Source organism: Providencia sp. PROV209, from assembly GCF_028479485.1.
GTDB classification, from domain to species: Bacteria; Pseudomonadota; Gammaproteobacteria; order Enterobacterales; family Enterobacteriaceae; genus Providencia; species Providencia alcalifaciens.
On record NZ_JAMPNR010000003.1, the window covers coordinates 19,315 to 35,773 of the forward strand.

Genomic DNA, 16,459 nt, shown 5'->3' on the forward strand with positions numbered 1-16,459 from the left:
AAAAAGCAATAAAGCAGAGGAAATTTTGAGAGAAAGAATAAAAAGCATAAATATCTACTTGCAATTTTTTATTAATAGACAAAGAAAATAAATCAGTGAAGACATTTAAATTAGGGTGATTATCGCAAGTCGTGATAAATACGCCTTTATCCCTCGATGTCTACCCTAACTTAATGATAAATAAAGATTGATTGATTTAATTGTGCTTTATGGTTTTTATGGTGTTAATAGATTTTCTCGCTGGATTTTTATTTTATTAAGTGATTTTTATTAACGCTAAATCGATATTATCCCAGCAAAAACACAATTTTCATCTTGCAACCTAAATAAGAGATTTATATAAGCAATAAAACACCCAATGTGGAGATGAAAATAAAATTACAGCGGTAGAGAGTTCAGCTCGCTTATTTTCAGCAACGTGTATTAGCCTGTGAAAATATAATTCTAAAAAGGACGGTAAATGTGTTAACGATTATTGGTATTTTAATCATTGTGACAATCGTCACTTTACTTATGATGGGCAAAGCTAGCCCAATTATTGCAATGTCGTGTATTCCTTTTATTGGAGCCCTGTTAGCGGGATATTCTATTGGTGAAATATCCGTCTTCTTTGAAAGTGGTATTAATAAAGTCGCTAAAGTGGCAGCTATGTTCTTATTTGCCATTTTATTCTTCAGTTTAATGAAAGATCTGCATATTTTTGACCCGCTGATCCGCATGATGGTCAAAATGACTCGTGGTAATGTGATTATCGTCTGTATCATGACTACACTAATCGCGGGGGTAGTGCACTTAGATGGCTCTGGCGCTGCCACATTTTTAATTATTATTCCGGCATTATTACCGCTGTATCGGCAATTAGGGATGAGTCCATACCTAATGTTACTGCTGATGTGTGCAAGTATGGGGATCATGAATATGGTGCCGTGGGGCGGACCATTAGGTCGTGCGTCAGCGGTAACAGGCATTGATGCTTCTACACTATGGCAAGGTTTAATTCCTGTGCAATTGATTGGTATGTGTGGCGCAGTGGTATTTGCCATCATTATGGGAATGCGTGAAAAGCGTCGTATTGCAACGGCTGCGTTAAATGGCACTACGCCGTATCAAATGGATTCACTGTTAGGTGAGAGTGAGCAAATCGCAGATGTGGCTGATACTGTCCATAAACCTAAAAAGCCATTAATTAATGGTGGATTGATTGTCGGGGCGATTATTTGTTTAGCATTCGGGCTACTTTCAGCACCATATGTGTTTATGATTGCGCTTTCTTTAGCATTATTAATTAACTATCCCAACCCCAAAGAGCAGATGAAGGTGCTTTCCCTACATGCACCTCAGGCGTTAGGTATGGTGGCAATTATTCTCGCCGCTGGGGCATTTTTAGGTATTTTATCTGATGGTGGCATGTTGAAATCCATTGCGATGGATCTGACATCAATTCTGCCAACGGAATGGGTATCAAAAATTCATATTTTTGTGGGTATTCTTGGCGTTCCGATGGATATCTTCACCAGCACTGACGCTTACTATTTTGCACTGTTACCCATTATTCAGCAGATTGCAGCGACCGCAGGCGTTGACCCATCCGCGGTGGTGTATGCCATGGCAATCGGTAATAACGCGGGTACGTTCGTGAGCCCATTCTCGCCAGCGGCGTGGTTGGCAATGGGGTTAGCCGGTATTGATATGGGTCGCCATTTGCGTTATTCGTTCGGATGGATTTGGGTGTTCAGTTTTTTCACGCTAGCCGTCGGGGCGGTTCTTGGATTGTATTAATCGCTCGTCGTCTTTTGTGCTGTCGCGGTGTTGGCTTCGCTTACTAACCCTAGTCACATACTTATGTATGCTCCTAGGGATTAGCTACACTTGCCGCCTTGCTACAGCACAAAATCCATAGAGCCATAGTTTGGAAGTTAAAGCTAAATACGAAAATTTAAATTCTAAGAATTAATTTTAAAATCAAACGTGTATCCCTAGTAGCAGCACCGCTAGGGATTTTCTTTTTTGCCGCCTAGTTACGGCGCAAAATCCATAGAGCCAATGTTTGGGGAAGCTAAGGAAAAACCTAAAATCTGGAAAAATAGAAGATAGGGAAAATAAACAGAAAGCGGTGAGAGAAAATAGTGGCTAAGTGGAACATGGATTATCGGACTGTGACTATATTGATGATGAGGTAATTATGTGAATATTCCTTTTTTATCTAACATCGATAAGGCTCGACATGCGCAGACCACTTTCATCCTACCATCCTATTTTGTATTGGCTGCGCGTGAATCAAAAACGACTACTTAGACGCTGGCATTGGGCATTCTCTGGGCGAAAATATACGCGTAATGTTGCGGAGCAGCCACTGGAATATCGTTACCATAAACACACATCACGGCTGATCCGCAAATTGGGGCAATCAGACCTTCGGCTACAACATAACAAAGTGATTAACCTCGGGATTGCAGTTGGAACAATGAGCGGCGTCACCATCGCACCGGGAGAATATTTTTCGTTTTGCCGCTTGGTGGGTAAGCCTACGGCTAAACGAGGTTTTGTGGAAGGAATGGAGCTTTCCTATGGCGAGGCTCGCAGCGGTATTGGTGGCGGAATTTGCCAATTGAGCAATTTAATCCACTGGATGGCACTGCACTCACCGCTACAAGTGGTGGAACGAGCAAACCACAGCTTTGACCCTTTTCCGGATGACGGGCGGGTACTGCCATTTGGTTCAGGCGCTGCTATTTTTTACAACTATATCGACCTTGTTTTGTATAACCCAACGCAAGCGACGTTTCAGCTGGTTTTTAAAATAGGTGAGCACCAAATTGAAGGGGAACTATTGTGTTCTTCGCCACGAGAACATAAATATCATATTTACCAACAAAATCATCAGTTTGTTCGGGAGCATGGCGTCATTTATCGCCATAATGAAATTTGGCAGCAAATCACGACGAAAGGGCAAGAGCCGCTCACACTTAGCGACCGCTGTTTGTACCGCAATAAAGTGGTGGTGAAATACCCACTGGATGAATCTCAATTGAGTGATGTGGGTTAATACGAGCATAATTAGGAATATGTTACTGGCTTTTACCTAATTAGTTCGTTTAGAATCCCCTCAACTAAGTTATTTCTTGCTGTTTTTCTGATAAAACACCCAAAATGAGGCCGTCTCGCGGACTAGATATGTAATACCAACTCTTGATTTCTCAATTAGCGCAGAGGCAAATCTTGTACAAGATTTGTTGTGTTTTGTTATTTCTGTAGAGAAAGCATGATGAATATGCAATCAAGGAAGTATGGTAGAACGTATCACTATCCGTTCTCACCGGGCACCACCAGCGACGATCGTATTAATAGCGATTGGTGGGCGCACATCCAAAATATTGAACAACTGGTTCATACTGAAAAACTCGATGGTGAAAATAATTGCTTGAATCGTTACGGAGTATTTGCTCGCTCCCATGGCGCTCCGACTCAGTCGGCATGGTCGCAACAAATTCGTCAACGTTGGCAATTAATTAAAGATGACCTAGGTGATATCGAATTGTTTGGCGAAAATCTGTATGCCGTGCATTCCATCGAATATCAACATATCGAAGATTATTTTTACGTGTTCGCCGTACGCCAAGGGGATTATTGGCTCAGTTGGGATGAAGTGAAGTTTTACGCCTCACTGTTTGATTTTCCGACCGTACCCGAGCTTCATTTGGCTATCGACAAAACGCTCACTGTCCAGCAATACAGCAGCGGGTTAATCGCCGCGGCAGGGGAAGATAGCCAATTTATTGCACAGGACACCCACACTGGAAAACCGTGCAGTATGGAAGGCATTGTCACGCGCAATCGCCAAGGCTTTGCCGTGGATGATTTTATGCAGCACGTTTTTAAATATGTGCGTAAAAATCATGTAAAAACCGATATCCACTGGAAACGCAATTGGCAGCGCGCGAAATTGGCGTTTGAGATGCAAGGTGGTGACCAATGAGTTGGCAACTGACAAAACAACGGGAATGGTCACAACTTGCTGATCAGTTTGAATTTGTGCGCGATATGCATGGCGTCCCCCAAGATGCACTGCACCATGCGGAAGGGGATGTGGCTATCCATACCAAAATGGTATTAGCCGCGCTGGAAGACTTGCCGGAATATCAGCAATTGCCTGAAGCGCAACAGCAAATTGTCTGGACAGCGGCGCTCTTACACGATGTGGAAAAGCGCAGTACCACCCGAGAAGAAGAAGGGCGCATTCGTTCACCGGGGCATGCCAAAAAAGGCGAGCTATCTGCGCGGAATATCCTATTTCGCGAAGTGGAAACACCTTTTGCGATTCGCGAACAAATAGCGGCATTAGTCCGTTTTCATGGCTTGCCGCTTTGGTTAATGGATAAGCCCGATCCGGAACGTGCACTGTACGCTGCATCATTACGGGTCGAAATGTCCTTGTTGTGTATGTTAGCCAAAGCAGATGCTATCGGGCGCGAATGTGAAGATAAAGCTGACTTACTGGCACGCATTGAGCTGTTTGAACTCTTTTGCCGCGAGCATCATTGTTGGGATAAACCCAAAGAATTTGCCTCATTGGCAGGGCGTTTTCACTATTTCCACACACAGCGTGGTACACCGGATTACCAGCCTTTTGATGACGATGGTAGTGAGGTGATTATGTTGTGCGGTCTGCCGGGAATGGGAAAGGACCATTTTATTCAACAGCATTATCCACAGACGCCGATGGTCTGCCTTGATGAAATTCGTCGAGTCCATAAAATCAGTCCGGCCGATAAAAATGCCCAAGGTTGGGTGGCTCAGCAAGCTAAAGAGCAGGCGAAGGTTTATTTACGTCGTAAGCAGGATTTTATCTGGAATGCGACCTCGCTCAGTGCGTCACTGCGCGAAAGTATGATCAGCCTGTTTGCCCGTTACCAAGCGAAGGTGCATTTGATTTATTTGGAAGTGCCGTATAAGCAGTGGCAGCAACAAAATCGTCAACGCAAATATGCCGTACCCGAGAATGTAATGGAAAGAATGGCGGGGAAGTTGGAGATCCCAACCCCTGATGAAGCTCATCAAGTTTCCTATTTTATCAATGGTGAATTTTTGAGTGAGCGGGTGAAGTAAGTTTTATCATCCTGCCTCTGTCAAAGAGGCAGGACAATCAGTTCGCCATTAAGGCACAAAGACCTTTCCTTCAAATAATTTTCTTGCAGTACGAATAATCGAAGCTTGAATTCCTTCTGGTTTATCCGTCGGGTTGGTTAATGCCACCTCAAATTTGCCACTTAAATGCTCAATGGCAATTTGCTGCATATTAACTCTCCCTTGAAGGTAACGCTCAATAACTGTCCCTGAAATCATGCAACCCGTGGCAATCGCAATTGCCCCAGTGACGGCTAGTGCACCGTGACATTTATGAGGCATAAAGTAACGCACATTAATGGTGCCGCCATGAATTGCAGGGGAAACTAAAATGGGTTTTGGGATCACTTTTTTACTGACGTCACCTAAGCCCATCATCTCGCCCGCTTGCCGGCGAAGATGCTCCAGTTTTTGCATAAACTCACTATCGCTTTCAAGTTGTTCGGCAGTTTCATACCCCGTTTTATTTAACTGAGGAGCATCTATCAGGATCACGGGGGTCGCCATATCAAGGCAGGTGACTTCAACACCATCAATAATATCGATGACGTTACCCGTCGGAAATAATTTCCCTGTTTTGGTCCCGCTCGCGTTTAGAAATGTTAACCCAACAGGTGCAGCATGACCGGGAACACCTGCAATCGTCGCATTGCCATCGTATTCCACTTGTCCGTTAGGTGTTTGGATGGTGGCATTAATAAACGTATTGGTATTCACATTACGTACTCTGACGGTGGTCACATCGCCGGTAATGGGAACTAACCCTTTTTCGAGAGAAAATGAGCCTACCGCACACAAAATATTTCCACAATTTGGCGCAGTATCGACAATTTTTTCGGTGATGGCGACTTGAGCAAAAAGATAGTCAACATCGGCATTAGGGTGGGTTGAGGGACTGATGATGGCGACTTTACTGGTTTGTGGGCTACCACCGCCAATGCCATCAATTTGTAGCGGATGACCGGAGCCCATAATGGCTAAAATCAATGCATCACGTTGTTGAATATCGGTTGGGAGATCATCAGCGAGTAAAAAGACGCCTTTTGATGTGCCACCCCGCATTAATACACAAGGAATCTGTTTCATGACACTTCCTATTAGAACGCATTGCTCGTAAGAAAAATGGAGTGCGGCTTATTGCACTCCATCTGTGTTATTAGGTAAGGGCGATTAGATTAAGCCCATATTGATCAGAATTTCCCACCAACCTAAACCGATAGTCATGTGAACTAATAAGCTTAAGAATGCGATAATCCCACCAATGATCCACCAAGAACGAATGTCGTTGTACCCTGCACCGAAGACGATTGGAGCTGCCGCGCCTCCGTAATGGGTTAAGCTGCCACCGTAAGCGTTAGAGAACAGTAGACCCAGCGCTAACAGCATCGGCGGTGCACCTGCAACCATACCGACAGTTGCGAAAACAGGAACCATTGCGGCGACATAGGCACCACCAGAAGCGAACAAGTAACGAATCGCGACACTGATAAACATGATGACAAAGAACGCTAACATCGCTTGGTCACCGAAGGAGAGATATTCGCTCATCACATCTGCTAACCATTTGAAGAAGCCCGCTTTGGTCAGTACGCCGGACATCCCGATAATACCACCGTACCAAATCAGGGTGTTCCAACCGCCTTTGTTCTTCAGTACATCGTCCCAAGTTACTACACCGAGAATCAGCGTTAATGCCATAACCGCGATGGCGACACTTGAAGCGCTCACACCGATTTTATCTGCAAATATCCAGCCGGATAACGCCAGTACAAAGATAATGCTGAGCAGTTTTTCACGCACGGTCATCGGACCTAAATCTGCTAATCCTTTTGCTGCGATCTCTTTGTTATTCACCTTTTTTAGCTCAGGTGGATACAGTTTGTAGATAATCAGCGGAGTCAAGATCAACATGATTAAGCCAGGTACAGCAGCGGCTAATGCCCAGCCACCCCAACTTAAATGGATACCCATAATGTCCGTCATCATGGCTAATGCGAGTGCGTTTGGTGCCATTGCAGTTAAGAACATATAGCTGGTGGTTTTTGTCACCATGTATACGTTTACCAGCAAATAGTGACCGGCTTTACGTGGGCTTTTTTCAGGATCAGAGCCTAGCGCTACCGCCACACTGTTGATGATAGGAAACACAATTCCACCCGCACGGGCGGTATTTGATGGCGTTGCTGGCGCGATAATTAAGTCAAGGATAGCGGTGACATAACCCAGTCCAAGAGTGGTGCCACCTAATTTTCCAATAAGAATATAGGAGAGGCGCTTACCCAAACCGGTTATGACGAACGCGGCACTCAAGGTGAACGCGGCGAAAACTAACCACGTTGTACCGGATGAGTAACCACTTAGAACTTCGCCAACTTTGACGTCTTTAGTGCCTGTTACACCGATGATCACCGCACTGGCAGCAATCGTGGCTAACAAGATCACAGGCTCGGAATAAGGTTTTAATACCAGCCCCACAATGGCGGCAAGGTATAAACCAAATAATAGCCATGCAATACTCGGTAGCCCGGCGGGCGTCGGTATTAAGGCTATGATTATAGGAATAGCTATAAGAACTAATAGCTTCCATATTTTATCTTTTTGCATAGGCTAATCCTTCAAGAATATAAACTTTAAATTTTTTAAATCACATAAAACGAATATTTAAAATGTGTGAAAACCTATTTCTGGATATAGCGGTATCTTGAATAGTGTTATTTTTTTAATAAAACTATTGGCGACCGTATATTTGCAGAAACGTTGTTAATTATTGAAAATGCAAAATCAGGTTGTATTTAAAAATTATTTTCTCTGGTTTTAATGAATAATTTTTTGTGATGTTGGTTCCTTTGTTAATGAGTATTTAAATTGTTTTTATTTATTAAGCTAAATAAACATCAGAAGGTAATCGCGCAAAAAACCACGTTAGAATCAACAAATCTGCGCTGCCACCTGGGCTTAGATTTTTTTCAATACATTGATGGTCAAAATGTTGGACTTTATTTAAATCTTTTTCGTCATGAAGACCTTGATGTAACAGGCGATTTGCTTGCTGCTTTATCCAGCAGAGCCCCTCGATACCTCCACGATTGGCGACGTTGGTATCATCATTGAGGCTCATCAGCAAAATTAGCGTATCGAGTAGGGCGATATCGGCCTGTTTACCATCAGCTAGCTGTTTCAAATAATGGGGCAGAGCATGGATTATCACCAATTGATAACCGTGTTCTGCTTCACCTCGGGCACCTGTGAATCCATACTCTTGGAATAAACGTTGTCCCGCTGTTGGGTGTTCTGCGGGCTGTTGCAGCTCAGTGGTTAATCCTTGGCACATGTTAGAAACGACTTGGCTGATTGCATTGGGCGTAATTCGCTGCTGTAACCCTAATAAACGACCGATCGCCGTGAGCACTAAGCCTAAGGAAAAAATAGAGCCTTTATGAGTATTCACGCCCTGAGTGGCATGAAACATCGCTTTTTCACAATCGATACCGATGCCGCGAATTTGACGTAGAAGCTGGCTAATCGGCAATTGGCAGTATTGGTGACCTGCCTGTAAAAAGAGCGGAAAGAATTTGGCAATCGCGTTGGCACTTAAATGAAAATCAGTTAGTGCCATATCTTTATGTGCACCCGTATTATATTTATCTACTAAACCTGGTTTTGGCGTTAAGTTCACTTCCGCTAGCATGGCTTGCCAAGCCAGTTGGCTGTAGTGATTAACGACGTCATCATTTAACGTAGTTTGTTGATCAATGAGTTGCTGGAACATAGGCTAACTCCTTAATACGGTGCAAAATTTCATCAAGAGAGTGGCTGCGCTGACGCGCGCACACTTTGGCTTCATTGTCACAAATTAAGCAGCGTCGAGTGGGTAAATTAAATTGGCTGCGGGAATACAACACACCGTTTTTATCAAAAACATCAAAGTCCCAGAGTCGACCGACAGGGGATAATTCTTCCGCATCCATTAAGGCTTTTTTGACCTCAATGGCGTCAGCCTCTACAGCGACTAAGCATTCCGGTCCCGTCACGAGAGGGAATGATTGTTGTGATAAAAGTACCCACTGCCTGCATGAAGCAACTTGCTTAAGCGCATTTAAGCCTTGATTAAAAATGTCTCTGACCAGTTGACTGTCTTTAACTGGACCCGGAAAAACGACAGTAAATGAAATCAAGGTTACCTGATGGAGACCAATCCACTCTTGCTGACGAGCCTGACGGGCATCACGGCTCGCCAGCAAGTCAGGTAAGGAAATTTCAAATTGCTCTTGGGTATCAGGCAGTGGGTAAAACATGTTCTACTCCTTCACTTGATGCACAACATCAATCACAGAACCGTCACGATAGCGCACAACCGCCACGACTTTATCGGTAAATTCGATCGGATTTGGCGTACCCGTTAAGAGCTGGGCGCGTTCACGTAACCACTGGATAGACACGGTTTTGATGCCTTGGCTTTCCAGTTGTTGCTTCAACTCTGGGCGAGCAGGGTTGACGGCAATACCGTGGTCGGTGACCAAAATATCGACACTGGAGCCCGGAGTGACGCAAGTGAGAACCTCATCCACTAATGTTGGGATGCGACCACGAACTAATGGAGCGACAATAATGGATAATTTTGCGGCAACGGCGGTATCACTGTGCCCGCCTGATGCCCCGCGGATCACACCATCGGAGCCAGTTAACACATTGACATTAAAACGTGTATCTATCTCTAATGCGCTGAGTACGACGACATCCAGCATATCCACAGAGGCACCTTTAGAATCGTAACAGGCGTACTGGTTAGCACTGATTTCAATGTGGTTTGGGTTACGCGCGAGAGACTCTGCGGCGGCTCGGTCAAAGCTTTGTACATCAAGGAGTTTTTTGATTAAGCCTTTTTCATGCAGATCCACGATGGTCGATGTGATCCCACCTAACGCAAAACCAGCATGGATATGGTGGCGACGCATTTTGTCTTCGAGGAAGCGAGTCACTGCGAGAGAAGCCCCACCAGTCCCTGTTTGCAGTGAAAAGCCTTCCTTGAAGAAACCTGATTTTTCAATCACATCTGCGGCTGTGCGGGCAATCAGTAGCTCACGAGGATTGGATGTCATACGGGTTGCATCGGCGCCTATTTTGTCGGCATCACCGACACGTTTGACTTTGACGATATAGTCCACTTCATCCTGTTTGATACTCGATGGGTTGTGTGGATAAGGGAGAAATTCTTCTGTTAGCATGACGACTTTCTTGGCCGTTTCCGCATCGATTTTGGCGTAGCCGAGTGAGCCACAACTCGCATTTCCTGTGTAGCCGTTAGCATTACCGTATTCGTCGCATGAAGGTACGCCGATAAAGGCGACATCGATTTTTAATTCACCGCTATGAACTAGATTGGCACGTCCACCATGGGAGTGAACTTGTACGGGTTCCGCTAATTCTCCGCGAGAAATGGCTTCGGCTAATGGGCCGCGTAATCCAGAAGTATAAATTTTGGTGACGACACCATGGCGAATATGTTCGACTAAAGGGGAATGGCAAGCACTGAGCGAGCTGGATGCCAGTGTCAGGTTGCGAAATCCCATTTCTGCAATCACTTGCATCACCATGTTGATGGTCAAGTCACCGCCACGGAAAGCGTGGTGGAAAGAGATGGTCATGCCATCTTTTAGCCCAGAGCGGCGAATGGCGACTTGCAGGTCATCGCACAGTTTGCGGTTACGTGGTTTTTGAACTTGCTGCTGAACTTTGCCGATATCTTTGAATTCGCGCAGTAATTCATCATTTTTAGGTGCTAAGTAGGCTGATACGCGAGCCTGACGCAATGTATTGGTTGTCATAATGTTCTGCCTCACTCTTCCCGAATGCCTGATAATGCCGCGCGCGATAACACTAAGCGGGCTCGTTCAATAACAGGGCTATCTACCATTTTCCCGTTGAGGGAAACGACGCCTTTGCCTTCTCTCTCTGCGGCATCAGCGGCATCCACGACGCGCTGTGCATGGTCGACTTCTTTTTGGGTTGGGGCATACAAGTTATGCAGTAACTCAATTTGTCTTGGGTTAATTAATGATTTGCCATCAAAACCAAGCTGCTTAATGAGTGCGGCTTCTTTAAGAAAACCTTCCTCATTATTTGCATCTGAATAGACGGTATCGAACGCTTGAATACCGGCGGAACGCGCAGCTTGTAAAATGGCGCACCGAGCATAGAGGAGTTCAATGCCGTCTGGAGACCGCTCGGTGCGCAAATTGCGGACATAGTCCTCGGCACCTAATGCGATGCCTATTAATCTTGGGGAAGCGTGGGCAATATTCACCACTTGGGTGATCCCCATTGGGGATTCGATAGCCGCTAATAATCCAGTGCTACCTTCTTCACGACCACAGCTTTTTTCAATGCGCAGTATTTCGTTTTCAATATCAATAATATCTTGCGCGGTATCTGTTTTAGGTAAGCGCACAATATCAGCGCCACCGCGAACAACCGCTTCAAGATCTGCGACACCATAAGCAGAGTCGAGAGCATTAACACGTACGATAGTTTCAATATCTTGATATAGCGGGTGTTGCAGTGTGTGATAGACCAAACGACGTGCTGTGTCTTTTTCTCTAATGGTGACTGAGTCTTCAAGGTCAAACATCAACGCATCAGCTTTATAAATAAAAGAGTTACTGAGCATCGCAGCATTGGAGCCGGGAACGAACAGCATACTTCTACGGGTACGGCTTTTTCTTTCCGGCGTCATTATTTATCCTCCCATGGCAGAGCATCAAGATCACAGGCGCGAGCCAGCAAGGCTTCGAGGCGAGCGCGCAATACGCACTCCAATGCACCTTTGTCATCTACCACAATTTCAGCGCCTTGAATGTCATATTTTTCAATCATTTCAATCACGATAGCATTGATAGCATCACCAAATTGTTTTTCAACACTGCTGGTGATTTGTAGTGAGACCTCGTGAGTATCTTCGAGAGGCTCGATTCGTACCATGACATCACTGGATTCAAGTGTGCCGGCAACTGCTGCGTGTAGTATCTTCATATTTCACCTATAACTAATTTCAAGCTTGTAGTGCGGGAGTGGGCGACGGTGTCTGTGCTGCCAGCATGTCTTGCAAATAGTGATAAGTGGCAGGGGGCACAATCGGCTTGATCGCCGCAAGATCTTTTTTAGCGAGTAGTTTTCGAACTTGCGAGGCAGAGACTGCCGTGCCGTCGATAACTGTTCGCGGAAATTCAACCAACTCAATAGGTGGGAATGGCAATTCATCCGTTTCTAGCCAGTAGCGCATGTCTTGGTTATATTGATTAGTGACTTGGCAAAATGGCTCTGAACCAACGAAACGATGGGTAATTCCCAACGCTGGAGCAATATATTGGCGAAAAATCTTAATATCGATTTCGGTATAACAGTTATTCGCAACAGTAATGTCTTTAATAAAATAACAAGGGAATGTTGCTCTCGAAATAATATATTCTGAACCTTTATGAATGGTTAGATTACCGATTCCTTTTGTACCTTCCTCAATTAATTTAAGGCGAACTTTATAAGGAAAACGGGAAGTATCTTCCTTCACCACAAATAAATGTAGCCAGTCACAATTCTTTGCGGCCTGTTCAATTAAGTAGCGATGCCCTAATGTGAATGGGTTGGCATTCATTACGATAGCCCCAATTTTTTTTCCTGGTTTGTACTGGGCTTTTAAACTTTTAATATAGCGATTTAAGTAACAGCAACTATTCTCCATTAAAACCATGACATTGGGCACGGTGGCAATGGTGTGAAATCCGCACTGTTGAAATAACTCTTCATTTTGATATTTCGTGTAAATAAATAGATGAGTTGTATTATTTTCATAGGCAAGATTCACCAGTTCAGTGGCAAGTTTTAATGCTAAACCTTCACCGCGAACTTCATCACTAATGGCGACGCATTTAATGACATTTTTAGCGAGACCACCGCAGGCAATTAACTTCTCATTACGAGTGATAGTAATAAAGACGTCAACGCTGGCATCAATGTCTAAATCATTCTCTTTTAAAAACTGAGTGATATCATTGAGTTTTCTGTTCTCATGACGTTTTACTTGGTTAAACGTTATGCTGTCGAACATAATGGTATCCTGCATCTCATTTAGAGATGTATTAAAAATGTTGCTAATGTTAAAGTTAATTAAATAAATATTTTTGGCTTTTCTAAATTTAGCTAAGTTCTCAATTTTTATTTAATTATCCTTTTCAATATTTATATTAAATAGCCTGCATATAATATATTTGACCTATTTCATGTTTCTAAAATGAGTTTGTATTTGTTTAATGGTTTTAATGTTTTTAATTCAGAGTTATGAACTTTACTCAGTGGTTTTAATGTGTTTAATTAATAATATGTGCATTACTATCCCGGCTAAGTTATATTTTAACTTCATTATGGCGATATTTATCTGTAACAATAATTTTACTTTTTAGCGAGTTATAGAGAGATGAGATGAAAACAGAGCTTTCACAAATTCCATTTAAAAAAGGAAATATATTTTCATTCTCTGGGCGAGTATTTCTTCTATTGTTGCTGGCGTCGGTCTTGCTTACTTTTGGATTAGGTAAGTATTTTACAGATACGACCGAAAATCGCATGATGGCAAACATTCGTGTACTTGCTATGAGCCAAGCCAAGATGATCGCTTCTCTGGATGGCATTGTGAGTTCAGTAAAAGATAAAGATATTCCTAAACTAAAAATTATTGCCGACAAGCTCAATCAAGATTCAAGTTATGACTATGTCGTGATTGGTGATGAGCATTCCATTCGTTTATATCATCCTAATAGTGAAAAAATCGGTTACCCGATGCAATGGAATAAACCTGGCGCATTAGAAAATGGTGAAAGCTATTTTATTAAGGGCGAAGGTTCTATGGGGAATGCTGTTCGGGCGAAAACACCTATTTTTGATGAAAATGGCAAAGTGATAGGGGTTGTTTCCATCGGTTATCTCACCACAAAAATAGACACCTCTTTAGCCGAAATTTTTGTACAGACATCTGCGACATTTTTAGGGGTATTGGTCATTCTGCTGTTTCTCTCTTGGGCATTTGCGAAATTAATTCAGCGGCAAATGCTGGGAATGGAGCCAGAAGAGATCACTCAGTTAGTTTTGGTGCAAAAAGGTATTTTTGATGCGGTATTTGAAGGGATTATTGCGGTTGATCGCTATGGCAAAATTATCAATATCAATCATAACGCCAGAAAAATGTTAGCGCTGAGTGAATCAGCAAAGCAATTAATTGGTAAGCCAATTTCTGATTACGTCTCTCCCGCGAGTTTTTTTACCAAAGAGATAACAAAAAATCAGCACGATATTGTGTGTGAATTTAACGGGCTGAATGTGATAGCCAGCCGTGTGGCGATTATGGATGGTGAATTGCTTGCAGGTGCCGTGATCAGTTTTCGTAGCCAAAATGATATTGAGTCACTGAATGCGCAGCTCTCACAGGTGCGCCAATATGTGGATAATTTACGCACACTGCGCCATGAGCATTTGAACTGGATCTCCACATTAAGTGGTTTGCTGCAAATGAAAGAGTATGATCAAGCCTTGGCATTGATTAAAGGTGAATCAGAGTCTCGACAGCAATTAATTGATTCATTGAGAGAACAGTTTGCAGATAAACAAGTCGCTGGACTGTTGTTTGGTAAATATCATCGCGCTCGTGAACTTGGACTCCAACTCATTTTTGTACCGGGTTGCCGATTATATGAGTTACCTAGCTCACTAAATAGCACGGAATTCTGTGCTGTCTTAGGGAATTTATTGGATAATGCATTTGAAGCCAGCTTAAAGAATGAAGTGGGTAATAAGCAGGTGGAATTATATATCTCAGATGAAAATAATGAGATTGTGATTGAAGTTGCTGACCAAGGATGCGGTTTTCCTCTCGAATTGCAGGATAAATGGTTTGAGCGTGGAACAACAACAAAAACGGATGCTGTCGAGGGGCATGGCATAGGGCTTTTTTTAGTGGCTTCCTATGTTAATCGATGTAATGGGGCGGTGATCATTGAAGATAATCAACCGTATGGTACTGTATTCTCTATTTTTATACCGAAAGTGAAGACGCAAAATGGTTAAGATAAAAATCCTCATTGTCGAAGATGAACTGCTCCTTGCTGAAATGCATGCTGAGTACATTAAAGCTTATCCTGCTTGTGATAAAGTCTGGCTTGCGGGCAATCTTGCTGAGGCAAGAAAAATGATTGAGTACATGAAGCCTGATTTGATTTTGTTGGATAATTATTTACCCGATGGGAAAGGTATTGATTTAGTTCACGAGCTGCTTCAAGAAAGAAACAGCGCTGATATTGTGTTCACTACGGCTGCCAGTGATATGGAAACGGTTACCGAAGCGATTCGTCTTGGTGTGTTTGATTATCTCGTAAAACCTGTTGCTTATGAGCGTTTAGGGCAAACGTTAGACCGTTATATTCAACGTAAATCTGTTTTACATGGGACAAATAAAACCAATCAAAGCCAGATAGATGATATGTTTAATACTTATGCACGCGGTGAAAGCAAAGAAGAATTACCGACAGGCATTGATGCATTGACTCTGGATAAAGTACTCGCGTTATTCGCCGCGTCCGATGCGGAATATACGGCAGAAACGATTGCTGAGACGATAAAATTGAGTCGTACAACAGCGCGACGCTATTTAGAATATTGTTTAGCTCAGCACAAAATTGAAGCAGAAATTGAGTACGGCAAGGTGGGGCGTCCGCAGCGTATTTATCGCGGTAAGCAGAGTTAGGAAATAAGTAGTAATGTCGATTTGTTCTGCTTTGGGGATTCTTATATGACGACCTTTTATCAATTGACCGCTAAAAGCCTTAGCGGGCAGTGTATCTCTATGGAGGAGTACGCCAGTAAGGTGGTTTTAGTTGTGAATACAGCCAGCCATTGTGGCTTTACACCACAATACGCCGGTCTTGAAGCGCTCTACAAGAAATATGCAGATCAGGGTTTTGTCGTGCTCGGTTTCCCCTGCAACCAATTTGGGAAACAGGAACCTGGGGGGGCAGAGGAAATCGGACAGACCTGCTACATTAATTACGGTGTGAGTTTTCCGATGTTTGAGAAAGTAGACGTTAACGGAAGCGCAGCACACCCAGTGTTTCGTTATCTGAAACGTGAGCTGCCCGGTCTGCTAGGTGGGCGGGTCAAGTGGAACTTTACGAAGTTTCTCATTGGACGCGACGGTAAACCGCTGAAGCGCTTTGCACCGTTCACGACTCCAGAAAAAATGGAAGTGGCAATTGTTGCCGCACTTAAGAATTGAATGTTCGGTCATTCGAGCCTA

General features: G+C 43.6%; 15 protein-coding genes. 7 read left to right on the forward strand and 8 right to left on the reverse strand.

Annotated features, from left to right (window positions below; all coding sequences use genetic code 11):
* Positions 1-462: 462 nt before the first annotated feature.
* The 4 genes from PR795_RS03925 to PR795_RS03940 all read left to right on the forward strand — a co-directional run bounded on the left by PR795_RS03925 (position 463) and on the right by PR795_RS03940 (position 5,106).
* Positions 463-1,779, forward strand: coding sequence for a CitMHS family transporter (locus tag PR795_RS03925; RefSeq protein ID WP_181480765.1), 1,317 nt, complete (start codon positions 463-465; stop codon positions 1,777-1,779).
* A gap of 445 nt (positions 1,780-2,224) precedes the next feature.
* Positions 2,225-3,046 carry a VanW family protein gene (locus tag PR795_RS03930; protein WP_154633639.1) on the forward strand — a complete coding sequence of 274 codons (822 nt, stop codon included), beginning with the start codon at positions 2,225-2,227 and terminating at the stop codon, positions 3,044-3,046.
* Positions 3,047-3,265: 219 nt separating this feature from the next.
* Positions 3,266-3,976 carry an RNA ligase family protein gene (locus tag PR795_RS03935; RefSeq protein WP_181480905.1) on the forward strand — a complete coding sequence of 237 codons (711 nt, stop codon included), beginning with the start codon at positions 3,266-3,268 and terminating at the stop codon, positions 3,974-3,976.
* On the forward strand, positions 3,973-5,106 hold the full coding sequence (locus PR795_RS03940) for an AAA family ATPase (protein ID WP_181480766.1): 1,134 nt from the start codon (positions 3,973-3,975) through the stop codon (positions 5,104-5,106). The genes PR795_RS03935 and PR795_RS03940 overlap by 4 nt, the downstream gene beginning before the upstream one ends.
* A gap of 48 nt (positions 5,107-5,154) precedes the next feature.
* Here the strand turns inward: PR795_RS03940 and PR795_RS03945 are convergent, their stop codons facing one another.
* The 8 genes from PR795_RS03945 to citC form a co-directional block, all read right to left on the reverse strand.
* On the reverse strand, positions 5,155-6,210 hold the full coding sequence (locus PR795_RS03945) for a 4-oxalomesaconate tautomerase (protein WP_036965128.1): 1,056 nt from the start codon (positions 6,208-6,210) through the stop codon (positions 5,155-5,157).
* Between the two features lie 84 nt (positions 6,211-6,294).
* Positions 6,295-7,728 (reverse strand): anion permease, encoded by a 1,434-nt coding sequence (locus PR795_RS03950; RefSeq protein WP_006662015.1) that lies wholly within the window; start codon positions 7,726-7,728, stop codon positions 6,295-6,297.
* Between the two features lie 274 nt (positions 7,729-8,002).
* Positions 8,003-8,893, reverse strand: a complete 891-nt coding sequence (citG, locus tag PR795_RS03955) for a triphosphoribosyl-dephospho-CoA synthase CitG (protein WP_181480767.1) — start codon at positions 8,891-8,893, stop codon at positions 8,003-8,005.
* A complete protein-coding gene (citX, locus tag PR795_RS03960; RefSeq protein WP_006657567.1) occupies positions 8,874-9,419 on the reverse strand; it encodes a citrate lyase holo-[acyl-carrier protein] synthase in 546 nt (181 codons plus the stop codon). The genes citG and citX overlap by 20 nt, the downstream gene beginning before the upstream one ends.
* 3 nt (positions 9,420-9,422) lie before the next feature.
* Complete coding sequence (citF, locus tag PR795_RS03965) at positions 9,423-10,949, reverse strand: citrate lyase subunit alpha (protein WP_036965122.1); 1,527 nt, start codon at positions 10,947-10,949, stop codon at positions 9,423-9,425.
* A gap of 11 nt (positions 10,950-10,960) precedes the next feature.
* Complete coding sequence (citE, locus tag PR795_RS03970) at positions 10,961-11,857, reverse strand: citrate (pro-3S)-lyase subunit beta (RefSeq protein WP_006657569.1); 897 nt, start codon at positions 11,855-11,857, stop codon at positions 10,961-10,963.
* Positions 11,857-12,153 (reverse strand): citrate lyase acyl carrier protein, encoded by a 297-nt coding sequence (citD, locus tag PR795_RS03975; RefSeq protein ID WP_006657570.1) that lies wholly within the window; start codon positions 12,151-12,153, stop codon positions 11,857-11,859. The genes citE and citD overlap by 1 nt, the downstream gene beginning before the upstream one ends.
* A 19-nt stretch (positions 12,154-12,172) precedes the next feature.
* The gene (gene citC / locus PR795_RS03980; protein WP_036965119.1) at positions 12,173-13,225 is read right to left on the reverse strand and encodes a [citrate (pro-3S)-lyase] ligase; all 1,053 of its coding nucleotides are present in this window, start codon (positions 13,223-13,225) and stop codon (positions 12,173-12,175) included.
* A 371-nt stretch (positions 13,226-13,596) separates the two neighbouring features.
* Here citC and dpiB point away from each other — a divergent pair, with 371 nt between their 5' ends.
* Genes dpiB through PR795_RS03995 form a run of 3 tightly spaced genes read left to right on the forward strand, consistent with a single transcriptional unit; the run spans position 13,597 to position 16,438 of the window.
* Entirely contained in the window at positions 13,597-15,234 is a 1,638-nt protein-coding gene (gene dpiB / locus PR795_RS03985) for a sensor histidine kinase DpiB (RefSeq protein WP_006657572.1), read from the forward strand.
* The gene (gene dpiA, locus PR795_RS03990; protein WP_006662011.1) at positions 15,227-15,910 is read left to right on the forward strand and encodes a two-component response regulator DpiA; all 684 of its coding nucleotides are present in this window, start codon (positions 15,227-15,229) and stop codon (positions 15,908-15,910) included. The genes dpiB and dpiA overlap by 8 nt, the downstream gene beginning before the upstream one ends.
* A 45-nt stretch (positions 15,911-15,955) precedes the next feature.
* Entirely contained in the window at positions 15,956-16,438 is a 483-nt protein-coding gene (locus PR795_RS03995) for a glutathione peroxidase (RefSeq protein WP_006662010.1), read from the forward strand.
* Positions 16,439-16,459: the final 21 nt, after the last annotated feature.

Excerpts from the sequence above, each read along its gene's own strand:
- PR795_RS03945 (WP_036965128.1), bottom strand. The coding sequence starts at position 6,210 with ATGAAACAGATTCCTTGTGTATTAATGCGGGGTGGCACATCAAAAGGC.
- dpiA (WP_006662011.1), top strand. The coding sequence starts at position 15,227 with ATGGTTAAGATAAAAATCCTCATTGTCGAAGATGAACTGCTCCTTGCT.
- PR795_RS03950 (WP_006662015.1), bottom strand. The coding sequence starts at position 7,728 with ATGCAAAAAGATAAAATATGGAAGCTATTAGTTCTTATAGCTATTCCT.
- PR795_RS03935 (WP_181480905.1), top strand. The coding sequence starts at position 3,266 with ATGAATATGCAATCAAGGAAGTATGGTAGAACGTATCACTATCCGTTC.
- citG (WP_181480767.1), bottom strand. The coding sequence starts at position 8,893 with ATGTTCCAGCAACTCATTGATCAACAAACTACGTTAAATGATGACGTC.
- PR795_RS03930 (WP_154633639.1), top strand. The coding sequence starts at position 2,225 with ATGCGCAGACCACTTTCATCCTACCATCCTATTTTGTATTGGCTGCGC.
- citD (WP_006657570.1), bottom strand. The coding sequence starts at position 12,153 with ATGAAGATACTACACGCAGCAGTTGCCGGCACACTTGAATCCAGTGAT.
- dpiB (WP_006657572.1), top strand. The coding sequence starts at position 13,597 with ATGAAAACAGAGCTTTCACAAATTCCATTTAAAAAAGGAAATATATTT.
- citX (WP_006657567.1), bottom strand. The coding sequence starts at position 9,419 with ATGTTTTACCCACTGCCTGATACCCAAGAGCAATTTGAAATTTCCTTA.
- PR795_RS03995 (WP_006662010.1), top strand. The coding sequence starts at position 15,956 with ATGACGACCTTTTATCAATTGACCGCTAAAAGCCTTAGCGGGCAGTGT.
- citE (WP_006657569.1), bottom strand. The coding sequence starts at position 11,857 with ATGACGCCGGAAAGAAAAAGCCGTACCCGTAGAAGTATGCTGTTCGTT.
- PR795_RS03940 (WP_181480766.1), top strand. The coding sequence starts at position 3,973 with ATGAGTTGGCAACTGACAAAACAACGGGAATGGTCACAACTTGCTGAT.
- citC (WP_036965119.1), bottom strand. The coding sequence starts at position 13,225 with ATGTTCGACAGCATAACGTTTAACCAAGTAAAACGTCATGAGAACAGA.
- citF (WP_036965122.1), bottom strand. The coding sequence starts at position 10,949 with ATGACAACCAATACATTGCGTCAGGCTCGCGTATCAGCCTACTTAGCA.